Source organism: Aeromicrobium sp. Leaf245, from assembly GCF_942548115.1.
Lineage (GTDB): Bacteria > Actinomycetota > Actinomycetes > Propionibacteriales > Nocardioidaceae > Aeromicrobium.
Genome location: NZ_OW824151.1, coordinates 1,918,266 through 1,934,899 on the forward strand (window position 1 = coordinate 1,918,266; position 16,634 = coordinate 1,934,899).

Sequence of the window (16,634 nt, forward strand, 5' to 3'; positions counted from 1 at the left end):
CGACGAGCCGACCTGACCTCGTGACACATCCCACGCAGGGCTGCGGTGCCCGTCAGTGCAGGGAGCCGGACCGCTCCAGCGCCGCCGAGCGGCGCAGGTGCTGGGCCATGTCGAGGAGCCGGGCCGCGCTGTGCGCATCGCCGTCGTCGAGCTGTCCGCGACCTACTCCCACGATGTGGGCGAACGCGGCCGCCCGGTCGAGGACGACGTCGAGGTCGGTCACGACGATGCCGCGCACGACGGTGTCGACGAGCGCCACCACCTCGTCGGCGCCCGGGGGCTCGACGACGCCGGCGAGCACCTCGTGGACCGGGGCGAAGCCGCGGCCGGCGGCGAACTCCGCGGCGGCCTGCCGTGGCTGGCGGTGCACCCACTCACGCAGCAGGTACAACCGCCACAGGGCTCCCGAGAGCGTGTCGGGCGCGGCGTGCGACCAGAGCTCGGCGATGACGCCGAGTCCCTCGGCGTCGGAGAGGTGCAGCACCCGGTCCACCAGCTCGCGGTCGTCGCGGTCTAGCGGGCCGCGCACCAGCAGGTGCGCGATGCGGTGACCGGCAGCAGCCACCTCGGCGGGATCGGTGTCGTGCGCGAGCGCCTCGAACAGCTTCTGCCCCGGCAGGGACGGGCGATGGAAGTCGCTCATCGCGGACACCGGGCTGGCATGGGCACCACCGTATCCGCCGGGGTGTAGCCCGCCACCGGATCAGGCCGCCGAGCCGACCGTCGCCGCCGTGCGACGCGGACGCAGGTAGATCCACAGCACCGGGACCAGGTAAGCGACCCAGGCCACGACCTGCAGCACGGTGGGGTTCGGCTGGAAGTTGACGGTCCCCTTCAGCAGGGTCCCGTACCAGCTGTCGGGCGGGATGGTGCTGGACACGTCGAACGCGAGCGTGCCGAGACCGGGCAGGATGCCGGCCTCCTGCAGGTCGTGGATCCCGTAGGCCAGGACCCCGGCGGCGACCACGACCAGCAGCGCGCCGGTGACGGTGAAGAAGGTCGCCAGGTTGATGCGCACGGCTCCTCGGTAGATGAGGTAGCCGAGGCCCACCGCGACGAGGATGCCGCTGATCGCCCCGACGAACGGCTCCGCCGTGTAGCTGCCCGAGATGGTGGCCCAGATGATGGCGGCCGTCTCCAGGCCCTCGCGACCCACCGTCAGGAACGCCACCGTGGCGATCGCCAGGGGTCCGAGCTCGACGGCGGTGGCGAGCTCTCCCTCGAGCTCGCGCTTGAGCCCCCGTGCGGTGCGCCGCATCCAGAAGATCATCCACGTGACCAGCGCTGCGGCCAGGATCGACAGCGTCCCGCCGACGGCCTCCTGCCAGACGAAGGGCAGCTGCTCGAACACGAGCGTGACGACCGTGAACACCACGACCACGAGCGCGATGGCGCCCCCCACGCCGAGCCAGATGTACCGGGCGTCGTGGCGACGGTCGGTCCGCACGAGGTAGGCCAGCAGGATGCTGACGACGAGGCTGGCCTCGAGTCCCTCGCGCAGGCCGATCAGGAAGTTGGCGAGCACAACGACATGCTACTCAGGTTCGCCTTTCCTGACAGGGCTGTGCCTGTGAGATCGCCTACGGCTGCAGGGCGGCGGCCAGGTCGGTCGCGACGAGCTCGACCTGCCACGGGCGGGCGCCGGCCTCGGCCAGCGCATCGCCGACGTGGGCGACGTCGGGGGTGCTCGGGGGCTCCCAGGCCAGGGCGCGGACCAGCCCGGGGGAGATGAGGTTCTCGGTCGGCAGGTCGTTCTGCTCGGCGATGCGCGCGACGGCCTCGCGGGCGGCGGCCAGGCGTGCCGCGGCCTCGGGGTGCTTGTCGGCCCAGGCGCGCGGCGGAGGCGGTCCCTCGCGGTTCGGCGTGGAGTGCGGCAGCTCGTCCTCCGCCAGGGCCAGACCCTCCTCGACGGCGTCGAGCCACTCCTGGACGAAGCGGCGCGGACCGCGCGAGCGCATGACCGAGAGCTGGCGGAGCGCGGAGGCGTCGCGCGGTGCCTCGCGGGCGATCTCGAGGATCGAGGCATCGGGCAGGATGCGGCCCGGGGTGGTGTCGCGCTGCTCGGCGATGCGGTCGCGCGCCTCCCAGATCGCTCGGACGAGACCCAGGGTGCGTCGACCACGGGCGCGGTGGATGCCGGAGGTGCGACGCCAACGCTCCTCGCGCTGAGGTGCCCCGGTGAACGACAGCAGGGCCTCGAAGTCCTGGGCGGCCCACTCCCGCTTGCCGGTCCTCTCGAGGTCGGCCTCGATCAGGTTGCGCAGCTCGATCAGCACCTCGACGTCGAGCGCCGCGTACTCGAGCCACGGCTCGGGCAGCGGGCGGGTGGACCAGTCGGCCGCGGAGTGCTCCTTGGCCAGGCTGAGCCCGAGGTAGTGCTCCACGAGCGAGGCCAGCCCGACCCGGGGCAGGTTCAGCAACCGCCCGGCGAGCTCGGTGTCGAACAGGGCGGTGGGACGAAGGCCGATCTCGGCCAGGCACGGAAGGTCCTGGGTGGCGGCGTGCAGGATCCACTCCGCGTCACCGATCGCCTCGTCGAGGTCGGTGAGGTCGTCGAACGCGATCGGGTCGACGAGACCGGTGCCGCTGCCGTCGCGTCGCACCTGGACCAGGTAGGCGCGCTGGGAGTAGCGGTAGCCGGAGGCGCGCTCGGCGTCGAGGGCGACGGGCCCGGAGCCGAGGGAGACCCGGGCGCAGTAGTTGACGTAGTCGTCGACGGTGTCGATGACCGGAGGGAGCGGATCACGCAGCTGCAGGCGCGGCAGCGGGGGAGCGACCTCCTCGCTCCCGGGCGTGTCCGACGCGGACGAGCTCAACGACGTCCTCGACGTCGCTGCAGCGGGACCACCCCGGGGCTCAGCGGGGGAAGCCCGGCGAGGGTGCACAGCAGCTCGGACCAGGCCGCGACGTGGGCGCCGACCTCGGAGGTGGGCGTCCACGACGCGCGCACCTCGACCTGGGCGGACCCGGCGTCGTCGGCCATCTCGCCGAACGTCTCGGTGGTGACGACCGTGACGCTCCCGCTGGCCGCCGTGTGCGTGCCGCCGTGGGTCGCGAGCGCGTCGACCAGCCAGCTCCAGCCGACGCTGGCCAGGGCGGGGTCGGCGGCCATCTCGGCCTCGACCTCGGCGCGGGCGAAGGTGACGCAGCGGAACTCGCCGTTCCAGGCGTCGTTGCCCGCGGGGTCGTGGAGCAGGATGAAGCGCCCGGTGGCGACGTCGTCGCCGGCGACCTCCACGTCGCCGCTGAGCGCGTGGGCGTGCGGGGCGATGCGCTGCGGTGCCGGGATCTCGTCGATCGCGACCTCCGGGCGCAAGGGTGCGGCGTGCAGCTGCTCCAGGGCAGCCAGGAACGCTGGAGGAGTGTGATCGATCTCGCTGCGGACGCCCACAGGCCGATCGTAGGCACTCCGGGCCGCGTCGGGGTCCCGACACGCAGGGCCCGGCACCGCGGCTGCACCCTTCGGCCCTGTCCCTGCGAGAATCGGCCGGTGAGCACCTCCCCCTCCGACATCACCGCCGACAGCGACTTCCTGCGCGCCTGCCGTGGCGAGCCCACGAGCCGCGTCCCCGTGTGGTTCATGCGTCAGGCGGGCCGGCACCTGCCCGAGTACCTGAAGATCCGCGAGGGCGTGGCCATGCTCGACTCGTGCTTCTCGACCGACCTGGTCGTGGAGATCACGATGCAGCCGGTGCGGCGCTACGGCGTCGACGCCGCGATCTTCTTCTCCGACATCGTCGTGCCGTTGAAGGCCATCGGCGTCGACCTCGACATCGTCCCCGGGACGGGGCCGGTCATCGCCGACCCGATCCGCCGCCGGGGTCAGCTCGAGCAGCTGCGCCGGCTCGAGCCCGACGACGTCGAGAGCATCGCGGCCGCGGCCCGCGCCCTCGTCGGCGAGCTGGGCGCGACGCCGCTCATCGGCTTCGCCGGGGCGCCCTTCACGCTGGCGTCCTACCTCGTCGAGGGCGGGCCCTCGCGCGACCACCGCATCACCAAGCAGCTGATGTACTCCCAGACCGGCCTGTGGAACGACCTGCTGGAGCGGCTGTCCCACATCGCGGCGGACTTCCTGCGGATCCAGGTGGAGGCCGGCGCGTCGGCCGTGCAGCTGTTCGACTCGTGGGCCGGGACGCTCTCGCCGTCGGACTACGAGACCTACGTGGCGCCCCACTCGCGCCGGGTGCTGGAGTCCGTGGCCGACCTCGGCGTGCCGCGCATCCACTTCGGTGTCGGCACGGGCGAGCTGCTCGACCAGATGGGTGACGTCGGCGCCGACGTCGTGGGCGTGGACTGGCGGGTTCCGCTCGACCGCGCCATCGAGAAGGTCGGCCCGGGCCGGTCGGTGCAGGGGAACCTGGACCCGACGCTGCTGTTCGCGCCGGCCGACGTGCTGCACACGAAGGCCGCGGCGGCCATCGAGCGCGGGCGCAGCGCCCGTGGCCACGTCTTCAACCTGGGGCACGGGGTGCTGCCGCAGACCGACCCCGACGCCGTGAAGGGCCTGGTGGACTTCGTGCACGGGTACGAGCGGGTCTGATGCGCGTCGCGGTGGTGGGCGCCGGCATCGCCGGGCTGACGGCGGCGCTCGACCTGGTCGAGGCCGGGTGCGACGTCGTCGTGCTCGAGGGATCGGACCGGATCGGCGGGAAGCTGCACGTCGACCGGGTGGGCGACCTGCGGGTCGACGTCGGGGCCGAGTCGCTGCTCGCGCGACGTCCCGAGGCCGTCGACCTCGCGACACGGGTGGGCGCCGAGCTCACCCACCCCGCGACCACGTCGGCGTCGATCTGGACCCGGGGGGCTCTGCGGCCCCTGCCGCCGACCGTCATGGGCGTCCCGGCGGACCTCGACGCCCTCGAGGCCTCGGGCATCGTCGCCGAGCGGCCCGTCGGGCACGCCCTCCCCGTGCCCGAGGACGACGTCTCGGTGACCGCCTTCCTGGAGCCGCGTCTCGGCCGGGAGGTCGTGGACCGGATGGTCGAGCCGCTCCTCGGTGGGGTCTACGCGGGGCACGCCGATCGGCTGTCGCTGCGGGCGGCGGCGCCGCAGGTGCTGGCCCTCGGCGAGGACCCCCTCGCGGGCGCCGCTCGGACCCGGGCGGAGACGCGGACGCTGGAGACCCCGGTGTTCGCCGGGATCGTCGGCGGGGTCGGCACCCTGCCGCACCGCGTCGTCGAGCACGGCGGCCTCGACGTCCGGCTGCGGTCGACCGTCCGCGCGATCACCTCCGTCGACGGCGGCTGGGAGCTCCACGTCGGGCCGACGTCGGCCATCGAGACCCTGGCCTTCGACGCCGTCGTCGTGGCCGCACCCGCGCCGGCCGCTGCGCGCCTGCTCGCGGAGGCCGCGCCGCCGGCGGCGTTCTCCCTCGCGGCGATCGACTACGCCTCGATGGCCATCGCGACCTTCGTGCTCGACGGCCCCATCGACGTCGAGGGGTCCGGGTTCCTCGTGCCGCCGATCGACGGCACGGTCGTGAAGGGCTCCACCATCTCGACCCACAAGTGGGCCTGGCTGGCCGAGGTCGCCGGGGACCGCACGGTCGTGCGGGCGTCGATCGGCCGCGCGGGCGACACGGGGGTGCTCCACCAGGACGACGAGCAGGTCGCCCACCTGGCGCTGACCGACCTCGCTGCGGCCTACGGGTCGCTCCCGTCCGTGCAGTCCGCCCACGTGCAGCGCTGGGGCGGCGGGCTCCCGCAGTACGACGTCGGCCACCTGTCGCGGGTGGCGACCGTCGAGGCCGCGGTGGCCCGGGTCGACGGCCTCGAGGTCTGCGGAGCGGCCTACCGCGGCGTCGGGGTGCCCGCCGTGATCGGGTCGGCACGAGAGGCCGCAGCCCGCCTCCTCGCCCGGTAGACGAGCGGGGGAGGATGGTGCCATGAGCGATCGTCTGCCGAACCAGGGAAAGCTGGCCAAGGAGATCAACGAGACCATCCGCTACACGATGTGGTCGGTCTTCAGGCTCGAGCGGGTGCTCGGCGACGCCGACCGTGCCGCCGAGGCGGCGGAGGTCGACGCGCTGGTCGAGCGTCTCGCCGGTGACGACGTGGTGGTCCGTGGCTTCTACGACGTGAGCGGCATGCGTGCCGACGCCGACCTGATGGTCTGGTGGCACGCCGAGACCGCCGAGGCGCTCCAGGCCGCGTACAACGCCTTCCGGCGGACCGCCCTCGGCTCGCGCATGGCGCCGGTGTGGTCCCAGACCGCGCTGCACCGCCCGGCCGAGTTCAACAAGTCGCACGTGCCCGCCTTCATGGCCGACGAGACGGTCCGCGACTGGGTGTGCGTGTACCCGTTCGTGCGGTCCTACGAGTGGTACCTGCTCCCCGACGAGGAGCGCCGCGCGATGCTGAAGGAGCACGGCATGCAGGCCCGCCCGTACCCCGACGTGCGCGCCAACACGGTGGCCTCGTTCGCGCTGGGCGACTACGAGTGGCTCCTGGCGTTCGAGGCCGACGACCTGCACCGCATCGTCGACCTCATGCGCGACCTGCGCGCCAGCACCGCCCGCCGCCACGTCCGCGAGGAGATCCCCTTCTACACCGGCCGTCGCCACGACCCTGCCGACCTCACGGCCCTCTGGCCCTGACCCGTGATCGTGATTCCCATCAGCTGATGGGAATCACGAGCCCACCACGGTCTTCACCCACTCACCATCGCGTGCACGCCAGGGTGAGTGGGTGAGAACCAGGGTGAGCGAGCAGATCAGTCGGGGACCTGGGTCAGGCTGATGCCGTTGATGCAGAAGCGCTGGTCGGTCGGGGTGGGGAAGCCCTCGCCCTCGAACACGTGGCCGAGGTGCGAGCCGCAGCTCGCGCAGCGGACCTCGACGCGGCGCATGCCCATCGAGCGGTCCTCGATGTACTGCACGCGGTCCTCGGCCAGGGGCGCGTAGAACGCCGGCCAGCCGCAGTGCGCGTCGAACTTGGTGTCGCTGCGGAAGAGCTCGGAGCCGCACGCCCGACAGGCGTACGCTGCCTTCGTCGTGTCGGTCTCGAAGGAGGAGCTGAAGGGCCGCTCGGTGCCCGCCTCGCGGAGCACGTGGTACTCGGCGGCGCTGAGCTCGGCGCGCCACTCCTCGTCGGACTTCTCGACGTCGTAGCTGTTCTGTTCCACCTGGTCGGACATGTCTCCAGCCTACGTTCAGGTGCAAGTGTCCACGCGTTCACGAGCGTGTGGGAGGAACGACCCTGTGGACGTGCGACGCGTGGTGACGACCGGACTGCTGGTGACGACGACGGCCACCGTGGCGGCTGCACTCGGTGCCCGTGCGGTGCTGCAGCACCAGGCGGCGGCGGCGCGCGCGGCCATCGGCAAGCCCCTGGGCGAGGACGCGCCGCGCGCCGACCGGGTCTTCAAGAAGCGGCTCGGCGCCACGATCGACCTGCTGGTCCTCGGCGACTCGATCGCAGCCGGGCTGGGTGCCGACGGACCGCGGGGCACCCTGGGGGCGCGGCTGGCGCGTCAGGTCGCCAAGCGGACCGACCGTGCGGTGCGCCTGCGCACGGCCGCCGTGGTCGGGTCCGAGAGCAGCATGCTGGACGCGCAGCTGGCCACCCTTCCGCTCGACTACGTCCCCGACGTCGCGATCGTCGTGGTGGGCGGCAACGACGTGACGCACCGGGTGCCGGTGGCGGAGTCGGTCGGGCACCTCGAGAAGTGCGTCGTGGACCTGCGGGCGAAGGGCAGCGCCGTCGTGGTGGGGACGTGCCCGGACCTCGGCGCACTGACCCCGGTGCCGCAGCCGCTGCGCGCGCTCGGTGCCCGCGCGTCACGCCAGCTGGCGTCGGCCCAGCGCGAGGTGGCCCTGCGGCACGGCGCCTACGTGGTGTCGCTGGCCGACGTCGTTGGTCCGTTCTTCGTCACGAACCCGGACGAGATGTTCAGCCTCGACCGGTTCCACCCCAGCTCGCTGGGCTACAAGCGCACGGCGAAGGCGATGCTGCCGTCGGTGCTGGCAGCGCTGGGCGAGCACGACGAGGTGCCCTTCGGCCACGCCTGGCCGGTCCTCGCCGATCCGGTCAGCGGTCGCGCACCCACCGGGTGAGCAGGGTCCCCTGGACGTCGAGCGCGTGCGCGAGGCGGAGGGGGACGTCGGTGGTCTCGTCCCCGACGGAGATCCGTCGGCCCTCGCCGACCACGAGCACGGGCGAGAGCGTCAGGCACAGCTCGTCCACGAGGTCCAGGGTGGTCAACGTGCCGAGCAGGGACGGCCCGCCCTCGCACAGCACGCGCCGAAGTCCGCGCCGGCCGAGCTCGTCCAGCACCGCGGGCCAGTCGATGTCCGTGTCACCGGTCGTGAGCACCTCGACGCCGGCCGCCTCGAGCGCGTCGACCTTCTGCCCGTCGACGTCGGCCGGCGCCACGACCAGGACCCCGGGCACGCGCAGACGATCGGGGACGTCGAGGCTGCGGCTCACCAGGGCCAGCACGCCGTCCTCGATCGGGCCGTAGTCCTCGGCGCGCGCCGTGCCGGCGGACACGAGGACGACGTCGCAGAGGTCGCGCAGGAGGTCGAAGGCGGCCTGGTCGGCGTCGGTCCCGAGCATGCCGGAGACGCCGTCCGGGCCCTGGGCCGAGCCGTCCACGCTCGACACGAAGTTCACGCGGACCCAGGCCCGGTCGACGTCGGGGTAGGCGTAGAGCGCGGGGTCGATCGTCGGCAGGGCCATGACGCACAGCCTAGGTACGGTGACGCCATGACGCAGACCCTGAGCAGCACGCTGTCGGGCACCACCTCCCTCGCCGACGTCGACTCCAGGTCGACACCCGGCTTCGACGGTGCGAAGGACGACGCCCTCGAGGCCCTCGCTGCACTGGGCCCCGAGCTGGCCGACCTGCAGGAGCGGCTCCACGCCGAGGGCGCCACCGGGGGTGAGCGGTCCGTCCTGCTCGTCCTCCAGGGGATGGACACCTCGGGCAAGGGAGGCGTCATCGAGAAGGTGGTCGGGCTGGTGAGTCCGCTCGGCGTGCGCATCGCCTCGTTCAAGAGACCCACCGAGGAGGAGCTGGCGCACGACTTCCTCTGGCGGATCGAGCAGCAGCTCCCGGCCGGCGGCGTGCTGGGCGTGTTCGACCGGTCGCACTACGAGGACGTCCTGATCGGTCGGGTCCGGTCGCTCGCGGACGCCGACGAGATCGAACGGCGCTACGACGCCATCAACGACTTCGAGCGTCGCTACGTCGACGCCGGGGGCACGCTCCTGAAGTGCCTGCTGCACATCAGCCCGGAGGACCAGGCGGAGCGCCTGGCTGCGCGCCTGGACGATCCCACCAAGCACTGGAAGTTCAACCCGGGCGACATCGACGAGCGTGAGCTCTGGGACGAGTACCAGGCCGCGTACGACCTGGTGCTCCAGCGGACGTCCACGGAGCACGCACCGTGGCACGTCGTGCCCAGCGGCCGCAAGTGGTACCGCAACTGGGCGGTCGGCAGGCTCCTGCTGGAGGCGCTGCGCGGCCTCGACCTGACCTGGCCGGAGGCCGACTACGACGTCGCCGAGCAGAAGCGACGTCTCGGGGAGTGACCTCCCTCAGCCCGTCTTCTTCGCGGTGAGGGTGGCGTCGAAGGTGAGGTCGGGTGTGCCGCGGTAGTTGAGGTGGACGCTGGCGGCGAGGGTGTTGGTGCCGGTGCGGAGGGCGCTGGCGGGGATGGTGACGGTGACGGGTGCGGCGAGGGCTGCGCTGGTGCGGGGTGCGGCGGTGGCGTAGGTGTCGCGGCCGAGGGTGCCGGTGGGCAGGTTCTTGCGGGTGAGCTCGGTGCCGTTGAGGTAGAGGGCGATCCCGTCGTCGGCTCGGGTGGTGAGGGTGATGTCGGAGAGCGTGGTGGGGTCGTCGATGGTGAAGGTGCGGCGGAGCTGGGCGCTGCGGGGGCGGTTGGTGGTGGGGGCGGGGACGTCGATGTTGGTGGTGACGGTGCTGCCGAAGCCGAGGACGGCGTTGCCGGTGCGCCAGGTGGAGGCGTCGAAGCCGGGGGTGTTCCAGGTGGTGGGCAGGGTGGTGTTGTCGTAGCGGTAGATCCACGACGACCCGGCACCGACCAAGGTCGTGGCCACCGGTGTCGGCGGCGGGGGCGGGGGCGCGACCTGCTGCCGTGCGGTGAGGGTGGCGTCGAAGGTGAGGTCGGGTGTGCCGCGGTAGTTGAGGTGGACGCTGGCGGCGAGGGTGTTGGTGCCGGTGCGGAGGGCGCTGGCGGGGATGGTGACGGTGACGGGTGCGGCGAGGGCTGCGCTGGTGCGGGGTGCGGCGGTGGCGTAGGTGTCGCGGCCGAGGGTGCCGGTGGGCAGGTTCTTGCGGGTGAGCTCGGTGCCGTTGAGGTAGAGGGCGATCCCGTCGTCGGCTCGGGTGGTGAGGGTGATGTCGGAGAGCGTGGTGGGGTCGTTGATGGTGAAGGTGCGGCGGAGCTGGGCGCTGCGGGGGCGGTTGGTGGTGGGGGCGGGGACGTCGATGTTGGTGGTGACGGTGCTGCCGAAGCCGAGGACGGCGTTGCCGGTGCGCCAGGTGGAGGCGTCGAAGGCGGGGGTGTTCCAGGTGGTGGGCAGGGTGGTGTTGTCGTAGCGGTAGGTCCACGCCGACCCGGGGCCGACCAAGGTCGTCGGTGTCGTCGTGGGGGGCGGGGTGGTGCCGCTCGTCATGTCGTAGGCGAGGGTGAAGGCGCTGTCGGCGTCGGTCTCGTAGCGGGCGAGCGTGGGGGAGTAGGTGGCGGCCGTGATCGTGTCGGCCGCCGGGTCGAACCGGTAGGTGCGCAGCCAGCCGTCGCCACCGTTGGGGCGGTCCTGGTAGTCGGACAGGATCTGCTGCACCGGGCGGCCGCAGGCGTTGGCGTCGGCGCGGCGGGCCTCGGTGCGGTCGGGCCCGTCGTGCCAGTGGCCGTTGACGACCAGGAAGATCTGGCAGCTCGGCTGCACGAGCTCGTCCCACACCTGCTGCGGCGTGTTGGCGCCGGCGTCGGTGCGGGTGGTCGTGGTGGAACGACCGCCGGCGGTGTGGATGAACGAGTGGGTGGACAAGATCACCCGGTGCTCCGGGTGCGCGGCGAGCACGCCTCGCGCCCAGGCCAGGACGGCGTCGGTGGGGTCGTACTCGAGGCTGAGGAGCATGAAGTCCATGCCTGAGCGCTTGAACGTGACGGCGCTGTTCTTGTTGCCGCGGTAGCCCTCCACGTAGGTCGCGTCGCGTCCGTTCCAGGACGCACCGGTGTACCTCGAGGCCGGGAAGCTCGCGTCGTACCGCACGGCCTCGCCAGTGCTCACGTCCATGTCGTGGTTGCCGGGCAGCACCGCGTTGGGCACGCCGGCGTCGTCCAGCACCTTCATGGAGGTCGACGCCCGTGTCCACTGCTCGGGGATCGGGTGCGTCTCCACCAGGTCGCCCACCTGCGCCACCACTGCGACGTCGAGGTCCTCGGCCTGGTCGGCGATCCACTGCGTCTGCGCGGTGGCGGTGGCGGCGTAGGTGCTCGAGACGGTGTAGCCCTGAAGGTCGGGCAGGACCACGACGGTGAAGGAGGCGTCGGCCTCGGCGCCCGCGGCCGGCGGCGTCGCGCGTGGTGCGACCCCGACGAGCAGACCGCCCGCGAGCAGGAGCGACAGGAGCAGGGGGGTCACGCGCAGAGGGGTCCTCACGTCTGAGAGAGACGTGAGGACCCCGATCGTGACGCGGTGGGTGCAGCGACTACGTGAACAGCGCGTCGAACGACACCAGCTGGACGGCGCCCACGGCGTAGCGCGCCAGGATGACCTCGGCGATCTCCTCGTCGACGCCGAGCGGCTCGGCCACGGCCACGGCACCGGCCTCGTAGGCCAGCTCCTTGACGCGGTCGGGCAGGAAGCCCGGAGCCAGCATGAGCTGGCCGACCGCGATGTTGCGACGCCCGTCGGCCCGGTGGGCCCGGACGGCCTCGCCGGCGGCGGGAGGTGCGCTCGACGCGAACGCGGCGATCGTGGGGAGCTTGTGGTGGGCGCCCCACGCCCGGGCAGCGCGCGCGATGGTGGCGTTGGCGATGGCGTCGGAGGAGCCGGCTCCCGCGAGCACCAGAGCATCCAGCTCCCGGACCCGGTTCTCGCGCAGCACGTCGCGCAGCCGTCGGTCGAGCACGCGGAAGAACGCGGACTCGATGCCGAGCACGTCGGTCACCTGGATCCGGATCCCGTCGTGCCGCGCCCGAGCGGCCTCGGCGGCCTCGGGCACGTCGACCTTCGCGTGGTAGGCCTCGGTGAGCAGGAGCGGCACGAGGACGATCTCGCTGTGCCCCTCGGCCACGAGGCGGTCGACGACGCTGTCGAGGCTCGGCTCGGAGTGGTCGAGGAACGCCGTCGTGACGCGGAGGTCGGGACGCATGCACGACACGAGCTCCGTCAGGGCAGTGATGGTGGCGGCGGACCGCGGGTCGCGGCTGCCGTGCGCCAGGGCGATCAACGCTGGTGCAGTCATGCTGTCCTCCTTCCAGAGGGCTCGGTCGTGCTGGGTGGGGTGGGGGAGAGGATGCCGATGAAGCCGAGGCGGAAGGCGCGTTGACACGCTCGGCACTCCCACTCCCCGTGGGTCTCGCCGTGCGGCCGCAGGTCCTCGTCCGCGCAGTACGGGCAGTGGAACGGCGTGGCCCTGCCTGTCATCGCAGGACCTCCTCGTCGGCGCGCGCGACCCAGCGGGCGAAGGACTCGTCGCCGTCGCGCTGCTCGAGGTAGGTGCGCGAGAGCTTCTCGACGTAGTGGGGGAGCTGCTCGCCGGTGACCTTGTGGGCGCGGAGCTTGCGGCCGAACCCGGCCTCGAGCCCGAGGGCGCCGCCGAGGTGGACCTGGAAGCCCTCGACCTGCCGGCCATGCTCGTCCAGGACGAGCTGGCCCTTGAGGCCGATGTCGGCGGTCTGGATGCGGGCGCAGGAATTCGGGCAGCCGTTCACGTTGATCGTGATCGGCGAGTCGAGCTCGGGCACGCGCTGCTCCAGCTCGTCGACCAGGTCACGGGCGCGCGCCTTGGTCTCGACGATGGCCAGCTTGCAGTACTCGATGCCCGTGCAGGCCATGGTGTTGCGGCGCCACTGCGAGGGCCGGGCGTACAGGCCGAGGGCGGCGAGGGCGTCCACGAGGGACTCGACGCGGTCCTCCTCGACGTCGAGCACGACGAGCTTCTGCATGGGCGTCGTGGCGACGCGGTCGGAGCCGTGCGCCTCGACCACGTCGGCCACCTGGTTGAGCAGCGTGCCGGAGATGCGACCGACCGTGGCGGCCACGCCCACGTAGTACCGGCCGTCCTTCTGGCGGTGCACGCCCACGTGGTCGACCGGGGTGGTGGGTACCTCGGGGGCCTCGAGGTCGACGAGGGAACGCTCGAGGTACTCGGTCTCGAGCACCTCGCGGAACTTCTCGATGCCCCAGTCGGCCACGAGGAACTTGAGCCGCGCGCGCGAGCGCAGACGTCGGTAGCCGTAGTCGCGGAAGATGCTGACGACGCCCTCCCACACCTCGGGCACCTCGTCGACCGGGACCCAGACGCCCACCCGCTGGGCGAGCATCGGGTTGGTCGAGAGCCCACCCCCGACCCAGAGGTCGAAGCCCGGGCCGTGCTCGGGGTGCTCGGCGCCGATGAAGGCGATGTCGTTGATCTGCGGGACCACGTCGTGCCCGGGGTGGCCGCTGATCGCGGACTTGAACTTGCGCGGGAGGTTGGAGAACGCGCGATCACCGATGTAGCGGCTCTCGATCGCCTCGATGGCCGGACGCCCGTCGATGATCTCGGCCTCGCTGATGCCGGCCACGGGGGAGCCGAGGATGACGCGGGGGCAGTCGCCGCACGCTTCCTGGGTGGAGAGCCCGACGGACTCCAGGCGCTCCCAGATCGTGGGCATGTCCCGGACGTCGATCCAGTGGTACTGCACGTTCTGGCGGTCGGTCAGGTCGGCGGAGTCGCGGGCGAAGTCCACCGAGATGTCGGCGATCGTCCGCAGCTGTCGGAGGTCCAGCTGGCCGCCGTCGATGCGGACGCGGAGCATGAAGTAGCGGTCGTCGAGCTCCTCCGGCTCGAGCGTCGCGGTCTTGCCGCCGTCGATGCCGGCCTTGCGCTGCGTGTAGAGGCCCCACCAGCGGAAGCGGCCACGCAGGTCGCCGGGGTCGATGCTGTCGAACCCGCGGTGGGCGTAGATGTTCTCGATGCGGGCGCGCACGTTGAGCGGGTTGTCGTCCTTCTTGGACTGCTCGTTGGCGTTGAGGGGCTCGCGGTAGCCGAGCGCCCACTGGCCCTCACCACGGCGACGACGTGCCGTGCGTGCGGGGGGCGGGGTGGTGCTCGAAGTCATGAAGGTCCTCGGGGAGAGGACGCACGACGGTCGCGTCCGACGGACGGTGTCGTCGCGCGTCGCGGAAGGGTCAGCGGGCGCGCGGATCAGCGACAGATCATCGTGTGCGCGCGGCCGAGGTCCACGTGGAGACGCTCCACGAGCCAGACGGTCTGCGCGATCAACATGCGGACAGTCTGGTCAGGTCGTGGACGCCCCCACAACTGGAATGTCCATCATCTGGACCATGCGTCCAGATGATGGACGTCGGACAGCGTTCCGCCTGGAATGGCGGGTGGAAGAGTGACCTGAGTCACGCAGCGTGCGGGGACACCCAGGAGACCACGAAGGTGCCCAGTGCCGTCCCGACGAGCACGGCCCCGGCGATCACGAGAGCCACGGGCCAGGCGACGACCCCGGCGACGGCAAGCCCCAGCAGGGCGCCCGGGTGCGCCGCGGCCGCGAGTCCCACGCCCAGCACCGCCCCGGAGGTGACCGGCCCGGCGGCGGCCCAGGCCACGGCGCCGGTGTCGGCCGCCAACGTGGTCCACGCCAGGACGAGTCCGGCCACCAAGCCCAGCACACCACCCGTGAGGAGGCCGGGCTCGTCCCACACGAGCGATCCTCCGGGCAGGTCGAGTGCGGTGACCGCCGCGCCTGCTGCCACGGCTCCGACCACCTGGGCGGCCAGCGTCGGCAGGACTCCGCCCACCGCGGCGCGGCCGACCAGGGTCAAGGAGACCAGCTGCGCCGGCCCGGTGAGGGCGAGACCCGAGGTCTCCGAGGTGTCGTGGAAGCCGGCCAGCCAGGCGGCGGCCACGGCGACGACCGCCACCGCGGCCACGGCCGTGGCCGGATCGGTGGCCCGTAGCGACCAGGCGGCGACGGCGGTCGTCAGGGCCGACGTGACGCCAGCGACGGCGAGCGGCTTCACGCGCACGCCCCGGACGGGCGGGCGGCGCGGGCCCGCTCGCCGCGGTTCCGATCGGCGCCGTCCCGATCGACGTGAGGGATCGCCTGGCGCGACGGTGCGCAGCGGAGGGGATGCATGTCGATACCGTAGGGCCATGGCGGCTGAACGGGTAGCACGCCCGGCGGCTGTCGACCTGCTGGCGCGGGTCACGGCACGCACCGTGTCGCGCTGCATCACCCACCGGGTCACCGGGCTCGCGGCCGAGGCCGCGTTCTTCGCGATCCTGTCGTTGCCGCCGCTCGTCTTCGGGCTCGCCGGCACGATCGGCTTCGTCGCGGAGCGCTACGACGTCGCGCAGGTCGACGTGCTCAAGGACCGCGTGCTCGACCTGTCGTCGCAGGCCCTGACCCAGGGCACCGTCGACCAGGTCATCGCGCCGACCCTGGACGAGGTGCTGAGCTCGGGCCGCATCGACGTGGTGTCCATCGGCTTCGTGCTGGCCCTGTGGTCGGGGTCGAGGGCGCTCAACGTCTTCCTCGACACGATCTCGATCCTCTACGGGCTCGGCGGGGTGCGCGGCATCGTCAAGACCCGCGCCCTGTCGTTCTCGCTGTACGTGGTGGCGCTGGCGCTCGCGATCATCGTGGTCCCGCTCGTCCTGGCCGGGCCGGAGGTGGCGGCCTCGATCGTGCCCTCCCAGCTGTCGGTGCTGGAGCCGCTGTACTGGCCGGCGGTGCTGCTCGTCTCCGTGGGGTTCCTCGCGTCGCTCTACCACCTGGCCGTCCCCGTGAAGGTGTCGTGGCGCTCCGGGCTGCCCGGGGCCTTCTTCACGATGGGTTTGTGGATCGGCGGCAGCCTGCTCGTCCGCTGGGCCCTGGGGTTCTCCACGGGCGGCACGTCGATCTACGGCCCGCTGGCAGCTCCGATCGCCGTGCTGCTGTGGTTGTACGTCCTGTCGATCGCGGTGCTCATCGGTGCTGCGATCAACGCCTCGCTCGACGAGCAACGCCACCCCCGCGTCGACCGCTAGGATCGGCGCCTGTGAAGGGTTTGCGGAAGGTGGCTGCGCTCGTCGTCGTGCTCCTGGGCGTGGCAGCGCTGCTGTTCGCCCTGCGGTCCTGCAGCAGCGACGACGACGCCGGTTCCGATCCCGAGTCGACCGCGTCGGCCGAGCCGACCGCGCCCCCGTCGTTGGCGCCGGCCAAGATGTCGACGACCAAGATCGAGCGGACCATCAAGGCGCGTCTGGACCAGAACGCAGGGCGCCCCACCCGCATCGAGTGCCCGGAGCGGGTGACGCAGAAGATCGGCACCACCTTCGACTGCGAGGTGTTCTTCGACGACGAGCCGGACACGGCTGCGATCGCGACGGCCGCGGTCGAGATCGACGGCCCCGACGGCCACTACGTGTGGACGTCGACGCCGAAGTCGCAGGGGGAGTGA

Annotated in this window: 17 protein-coding genes; 7 read left to right on the top strand and 10 right to left on the bottom strand. The window is 72.3% G+C overall.

Annotation, left to right across the window (positions count from 1 at the left end; all coding sequences use genetic code 11):
* Window positions 1-52 precede the first annotated feature (52 nt).
* From NBW76_RS09450 to NBW76_RS09465, 4 genes are read right to left on the bottom strand one after another with little or no spacing between them, the layout of a single operon-like run.
* The gene (locus NBW76_RS09450) at window positions 53-643 is read right to left on the bottom strand and encodes a hypothetical protein (RefSeq protein ID WP_055965930.1); all 591 of its coding nucleotides are present in this window, start codon (window positions 641-643) and stop codon (window positions 53-55) included.
* A gap of 60 nt (window positions 644-703) precedes the next feature.
* Window positions 704-1,525 (bottom strand): iron uptake transporter permease EfeU, encoded by an 822-nt coding sequence (gene efeU, locus NBW76_RS09455; protein ID WP_055965932.1) that lies wholly within the window; start codon window positions 1,523-1,525, stop codon window positions 704-706.
* A 55-nt stretch (window positions 1,526-1,580) separates the two neighbouring features.
* Window positions 1,581-2,816, bottom strand: a complete 1,236-nt coding sequence (locus tag NBW76_RS09460) for an HRDC domain-containing protein (RefSeq protein WP_055965935.1) — start codon at window positions 2,814-2,816, stop codon at window positions 1,581-1,583.
* Window positions 2,813-3,391: a DUF3000 domain-containing protein gene (locus NBW76_RS09465; protein ID WP_055965937.1), complete on the bottom strand. Its 579-nt coding sequence runs from the start codon at window positions 3,389-3,391 to the stop codon at window positions 2,813-2,815. Before NBW76_RS09465 ends, NBW76_RS09460 begins: the two co-directional genes overlap by 4 nt.
* A gap of 99 nt (window positions 3,392-3,490) precedes the next feature.
* Here NBW76_RS09465 and hemE point away from each other — a divergent pair, with 99 nt between their 5' ends.
* From hemE to hemQ, 3 genes are read left to right on the top strand one after another with little or no spacing between them, the layout of a single operon-like run.
* Window positions 3,491-4,540: a uroporphyrinogen decarboxylase gene (gene hemE / locus NBW76_RS09470; RefSeq protein ID WP_055965939.1), complete on the top strand. Its 1,050-nt coding sequence runs from the start codon at window positions 3,491-3,493 to the stop codon at window positions 4,538-4,540.
* On the top strand, window positions 4,540-5,862 hold the full coding sequence (gene hemG, locus NBW76_RS09475; protein WP_056555728.1) for a protoporphyrinogen oxidase: 1,323 nt from the start codon (window positions 4,540-4,542) through the stop codon (window positions 5,860-5,862). The genes hemE and hemG overlap by 1 nt, the downstream gene beginning before the upstream one ends.
* A gap of 22 nt (window positions 5,863-5,884) precedes the next feature.
* Window positions 5,885-6,595: a hydrogen peroxide-dependent heme synthase gene (gene hemQ, locus NBW76_RS09480; protein ID WP_055965944.1), complete on the top strand. Its 711-nt coding sequence runs from the start codon at window positions 5,885-5,887 to the stop codon at window positions 6,593-6,595.
* A 116-nt stretch (window positions 6,596-6,711) separates the two neighbouring features.
* On the opposite strand, the gene msrB is transcribed toward hemQ, so the two are convergent.
* Window positions 6,712-7,134 carry a peptide-methionine (R)-S-oxide reductase MsrB gene (gene msrB / locus NBW76_RS09485; protein WP_055965946.1) on the bottom strand — a complete coding sequence of 141 codons (423 nt, stop codon included), beginning with the start codon at window positions 7,132-7,134 and terminating at the stop codon, window positions 6,712-6,714.
* A gap of 64 nt (window positions 7,135-7,198) precedes the next feature.
* On the opposite strand from msrB, the gene NBW76_RS09490 reads away from it, so the two are divergent.
* The gene (locus NBW76_RS09490) at window positions 7,199-8,053 is read left to right on the top strand and encodes an SGNH/GDSL hydrolase family protein (RefSeq protein WP_235493028.1); all 855 of its coding nucleotides are present in this window, start codon (window positions 7,199-7,201) and stop codon (window positions 8,051-8,053) included.
* Here NBW76_RS09490 and NBW76_RS09495 read toward each other — a convergent pair.
* Window positions 8,028-8,678, bottom strand: a complete 651-nt coding sequence (locus NBW76_RS09495) for a dihydrofolate reductase family protein (protein ID WP_056555731.1) — start codon at window positions 8,676-8,678, stop codon at window positions 8,028-8,030. The two genes, NBW76_RS09490 and NBW76_RS09495, sit on opposite strands and share 26 nt — an antisense overlap.
* Window positions 8,679-8,705: 27 nt before the next feature.
* Here NBW76_RS09495 and NBW76_RS09500 point away from each other — a divergent pair, with 27 nt between their 5' ends.
* A complete protein-coding gene (locus NBW76_RS09500; RefSeq protein ID WP_056555733.1) occupies window positions 8,706-9,533 on the top strand; it encodes a PPK2 family polyphosphate kinase in 828 nt (275 codons plus the stop codon).
* Between the two features lie 6 nt (window positions 9,534-9,539).
* Here NBW76_RS09500 and NBW76_RS16870 read toward each other — a convergent pair whose 3' ends face one another.
* The 4 genes from NBW76_RS16870 to NBW76_RS09520 form a co-directional block, all read right to left on the bottom strand.
* Window positions 9,540-11,612 carry a metallophosphoesterase gene (locus NBW76_RS16870; protein WP_256468957.1) on the bottom strand — a complete coding sequence of 691 codons (2,073 nt, stop codon included), beginning with the start codon at window positions 11,610-11,612 and terminating at the stop codon, window positions 9,540-9,542.
* Between the two features lie 67 nt (window positions 11,613-11,679).
* Window positions 11,680-12,438 carry a sirohydrochlorin chelatase gene (locus NBW76_RS09510; protein WP_055970569.1) on the bottom strand — a complete coding sequence of 253 codons (759 nt, stop codon included), beginning with the start codon at window positions 12,436-12,438 and terminating at the stop codon, window positions 11,680-11,682.
* 178 nt (window positions 12,439-12,616) lie between these two features.
* Entirely contained in the window at window positions 12,617-14,299 is a 1,683-nt protein-coding gene (locus tag NBW76_RS09515; RefSeq protein ID WP_056555130.1) for a nitrite/sulfite reductase, read from the bottom strand.
* 292 nt (window positions 14,300-14,591) lie between these two features.
* Window positions 14,592-15,212: a hypothetical protein gene (locus NBW76_RS09520; protein WP_156364815.1), complete on the bottom strand. Its 621-nt coding sequence runs from the start codon at window positions 15,210-15,212 to the stop codon at window positions 14,592-14,594.
* 133 nt (window positions 15,213-15,345) lie between these two features.
* Between NBW76_RS09520 and NBW76_RS09525 the strand changes: the two genes are divergently transcribed.
* Together NBW76_RS09525 and NBW76_RS09530 are read left to right on the top strand one after the other, a co-directional pair.
* Window positions 15,346-16,221: a YihY/virulence factor BrkB family protein gene (locus NBW76_RS09525; protein ID WP_055970563.1), complete on the top strand. Its 876-nt coding sequence runs from the start codon at window positions 15,346-15,348 to the stop codon at window positions 16,219-16,221.
* Window positions 16,222-16,232: 11 nt separating this feature from the next.
* Window positions 16,233-16,634, top strand: a complete 402-nt coding sequence (locus NBW76_RS09530; protein WP_156364814.1) for a DUF4333 domain-containing protein — start codon at window positions 16,233-16,235, stop codon at window positions 16,632-16,634.

Coding starts and splice junctions, on each gene's coding strand:
- NBW76_RS09450 (WP_055965930.1), bottom strand. CDS start 643: ATGAGCGACTTCCATCGCCCGTCCCTGCCGGGGCAGAAGCTGTTCGAG.
- hemG (WP_056555728.1), top strand. CDS start 4,540: ATGCGCGTCGCGGTGGTGGGCGCCGGCATCGCCGGGCTGACGGCGGCG.
- hemQ (WP_055965944.1), top strand. CDS start 5,885: ATGAGCGATCGTCTGCCGAACCAGGGAAAGCTGGCCAAGGAGATCAAC.
- msrB (WP_055965946.1), bottom strand. CDS start 7,134: ATGTCCGACCAGGTGGAACAGAACAGCTACGACGTCGAGAAGTCCGAC.
- NBW76_RS09495 (WP_056555731.1), bottom strand. CDS start 8,678: ATGGCCCTGCCGACGATCGACCCCGCGCTCTACGCCTACCCCGACGTC.
- NBW76_RS09500 (WP_056555733.1), top strand. CDS start 8,706: ATGACGCAGACCCTGAGCAGCACGCTGTCGGGCACCACCTCCCTCGCC.
- NBW76_RS09510 (WP_055970569.1), bottom strand. CDS start 12,438: ATGACTGCACCAGCGTTGATCGCCCTGGCGCACGGCAGCCGCGACCCG.
- NBW76_RS09515 (WP_056555130.1), bottom strand. CDS start 14,299: ATGACTTCGAGCACCACCCCGCCCCCCGCACGCACGGCACGTCGTCGC.
- NBW76_RS09525 (WP_055970563.1), top strand. CDS start 15,346: ATGGCGGCTGAACGGGTAGCACGCCCGGCGGCTGTCGACCTGCTGGCG.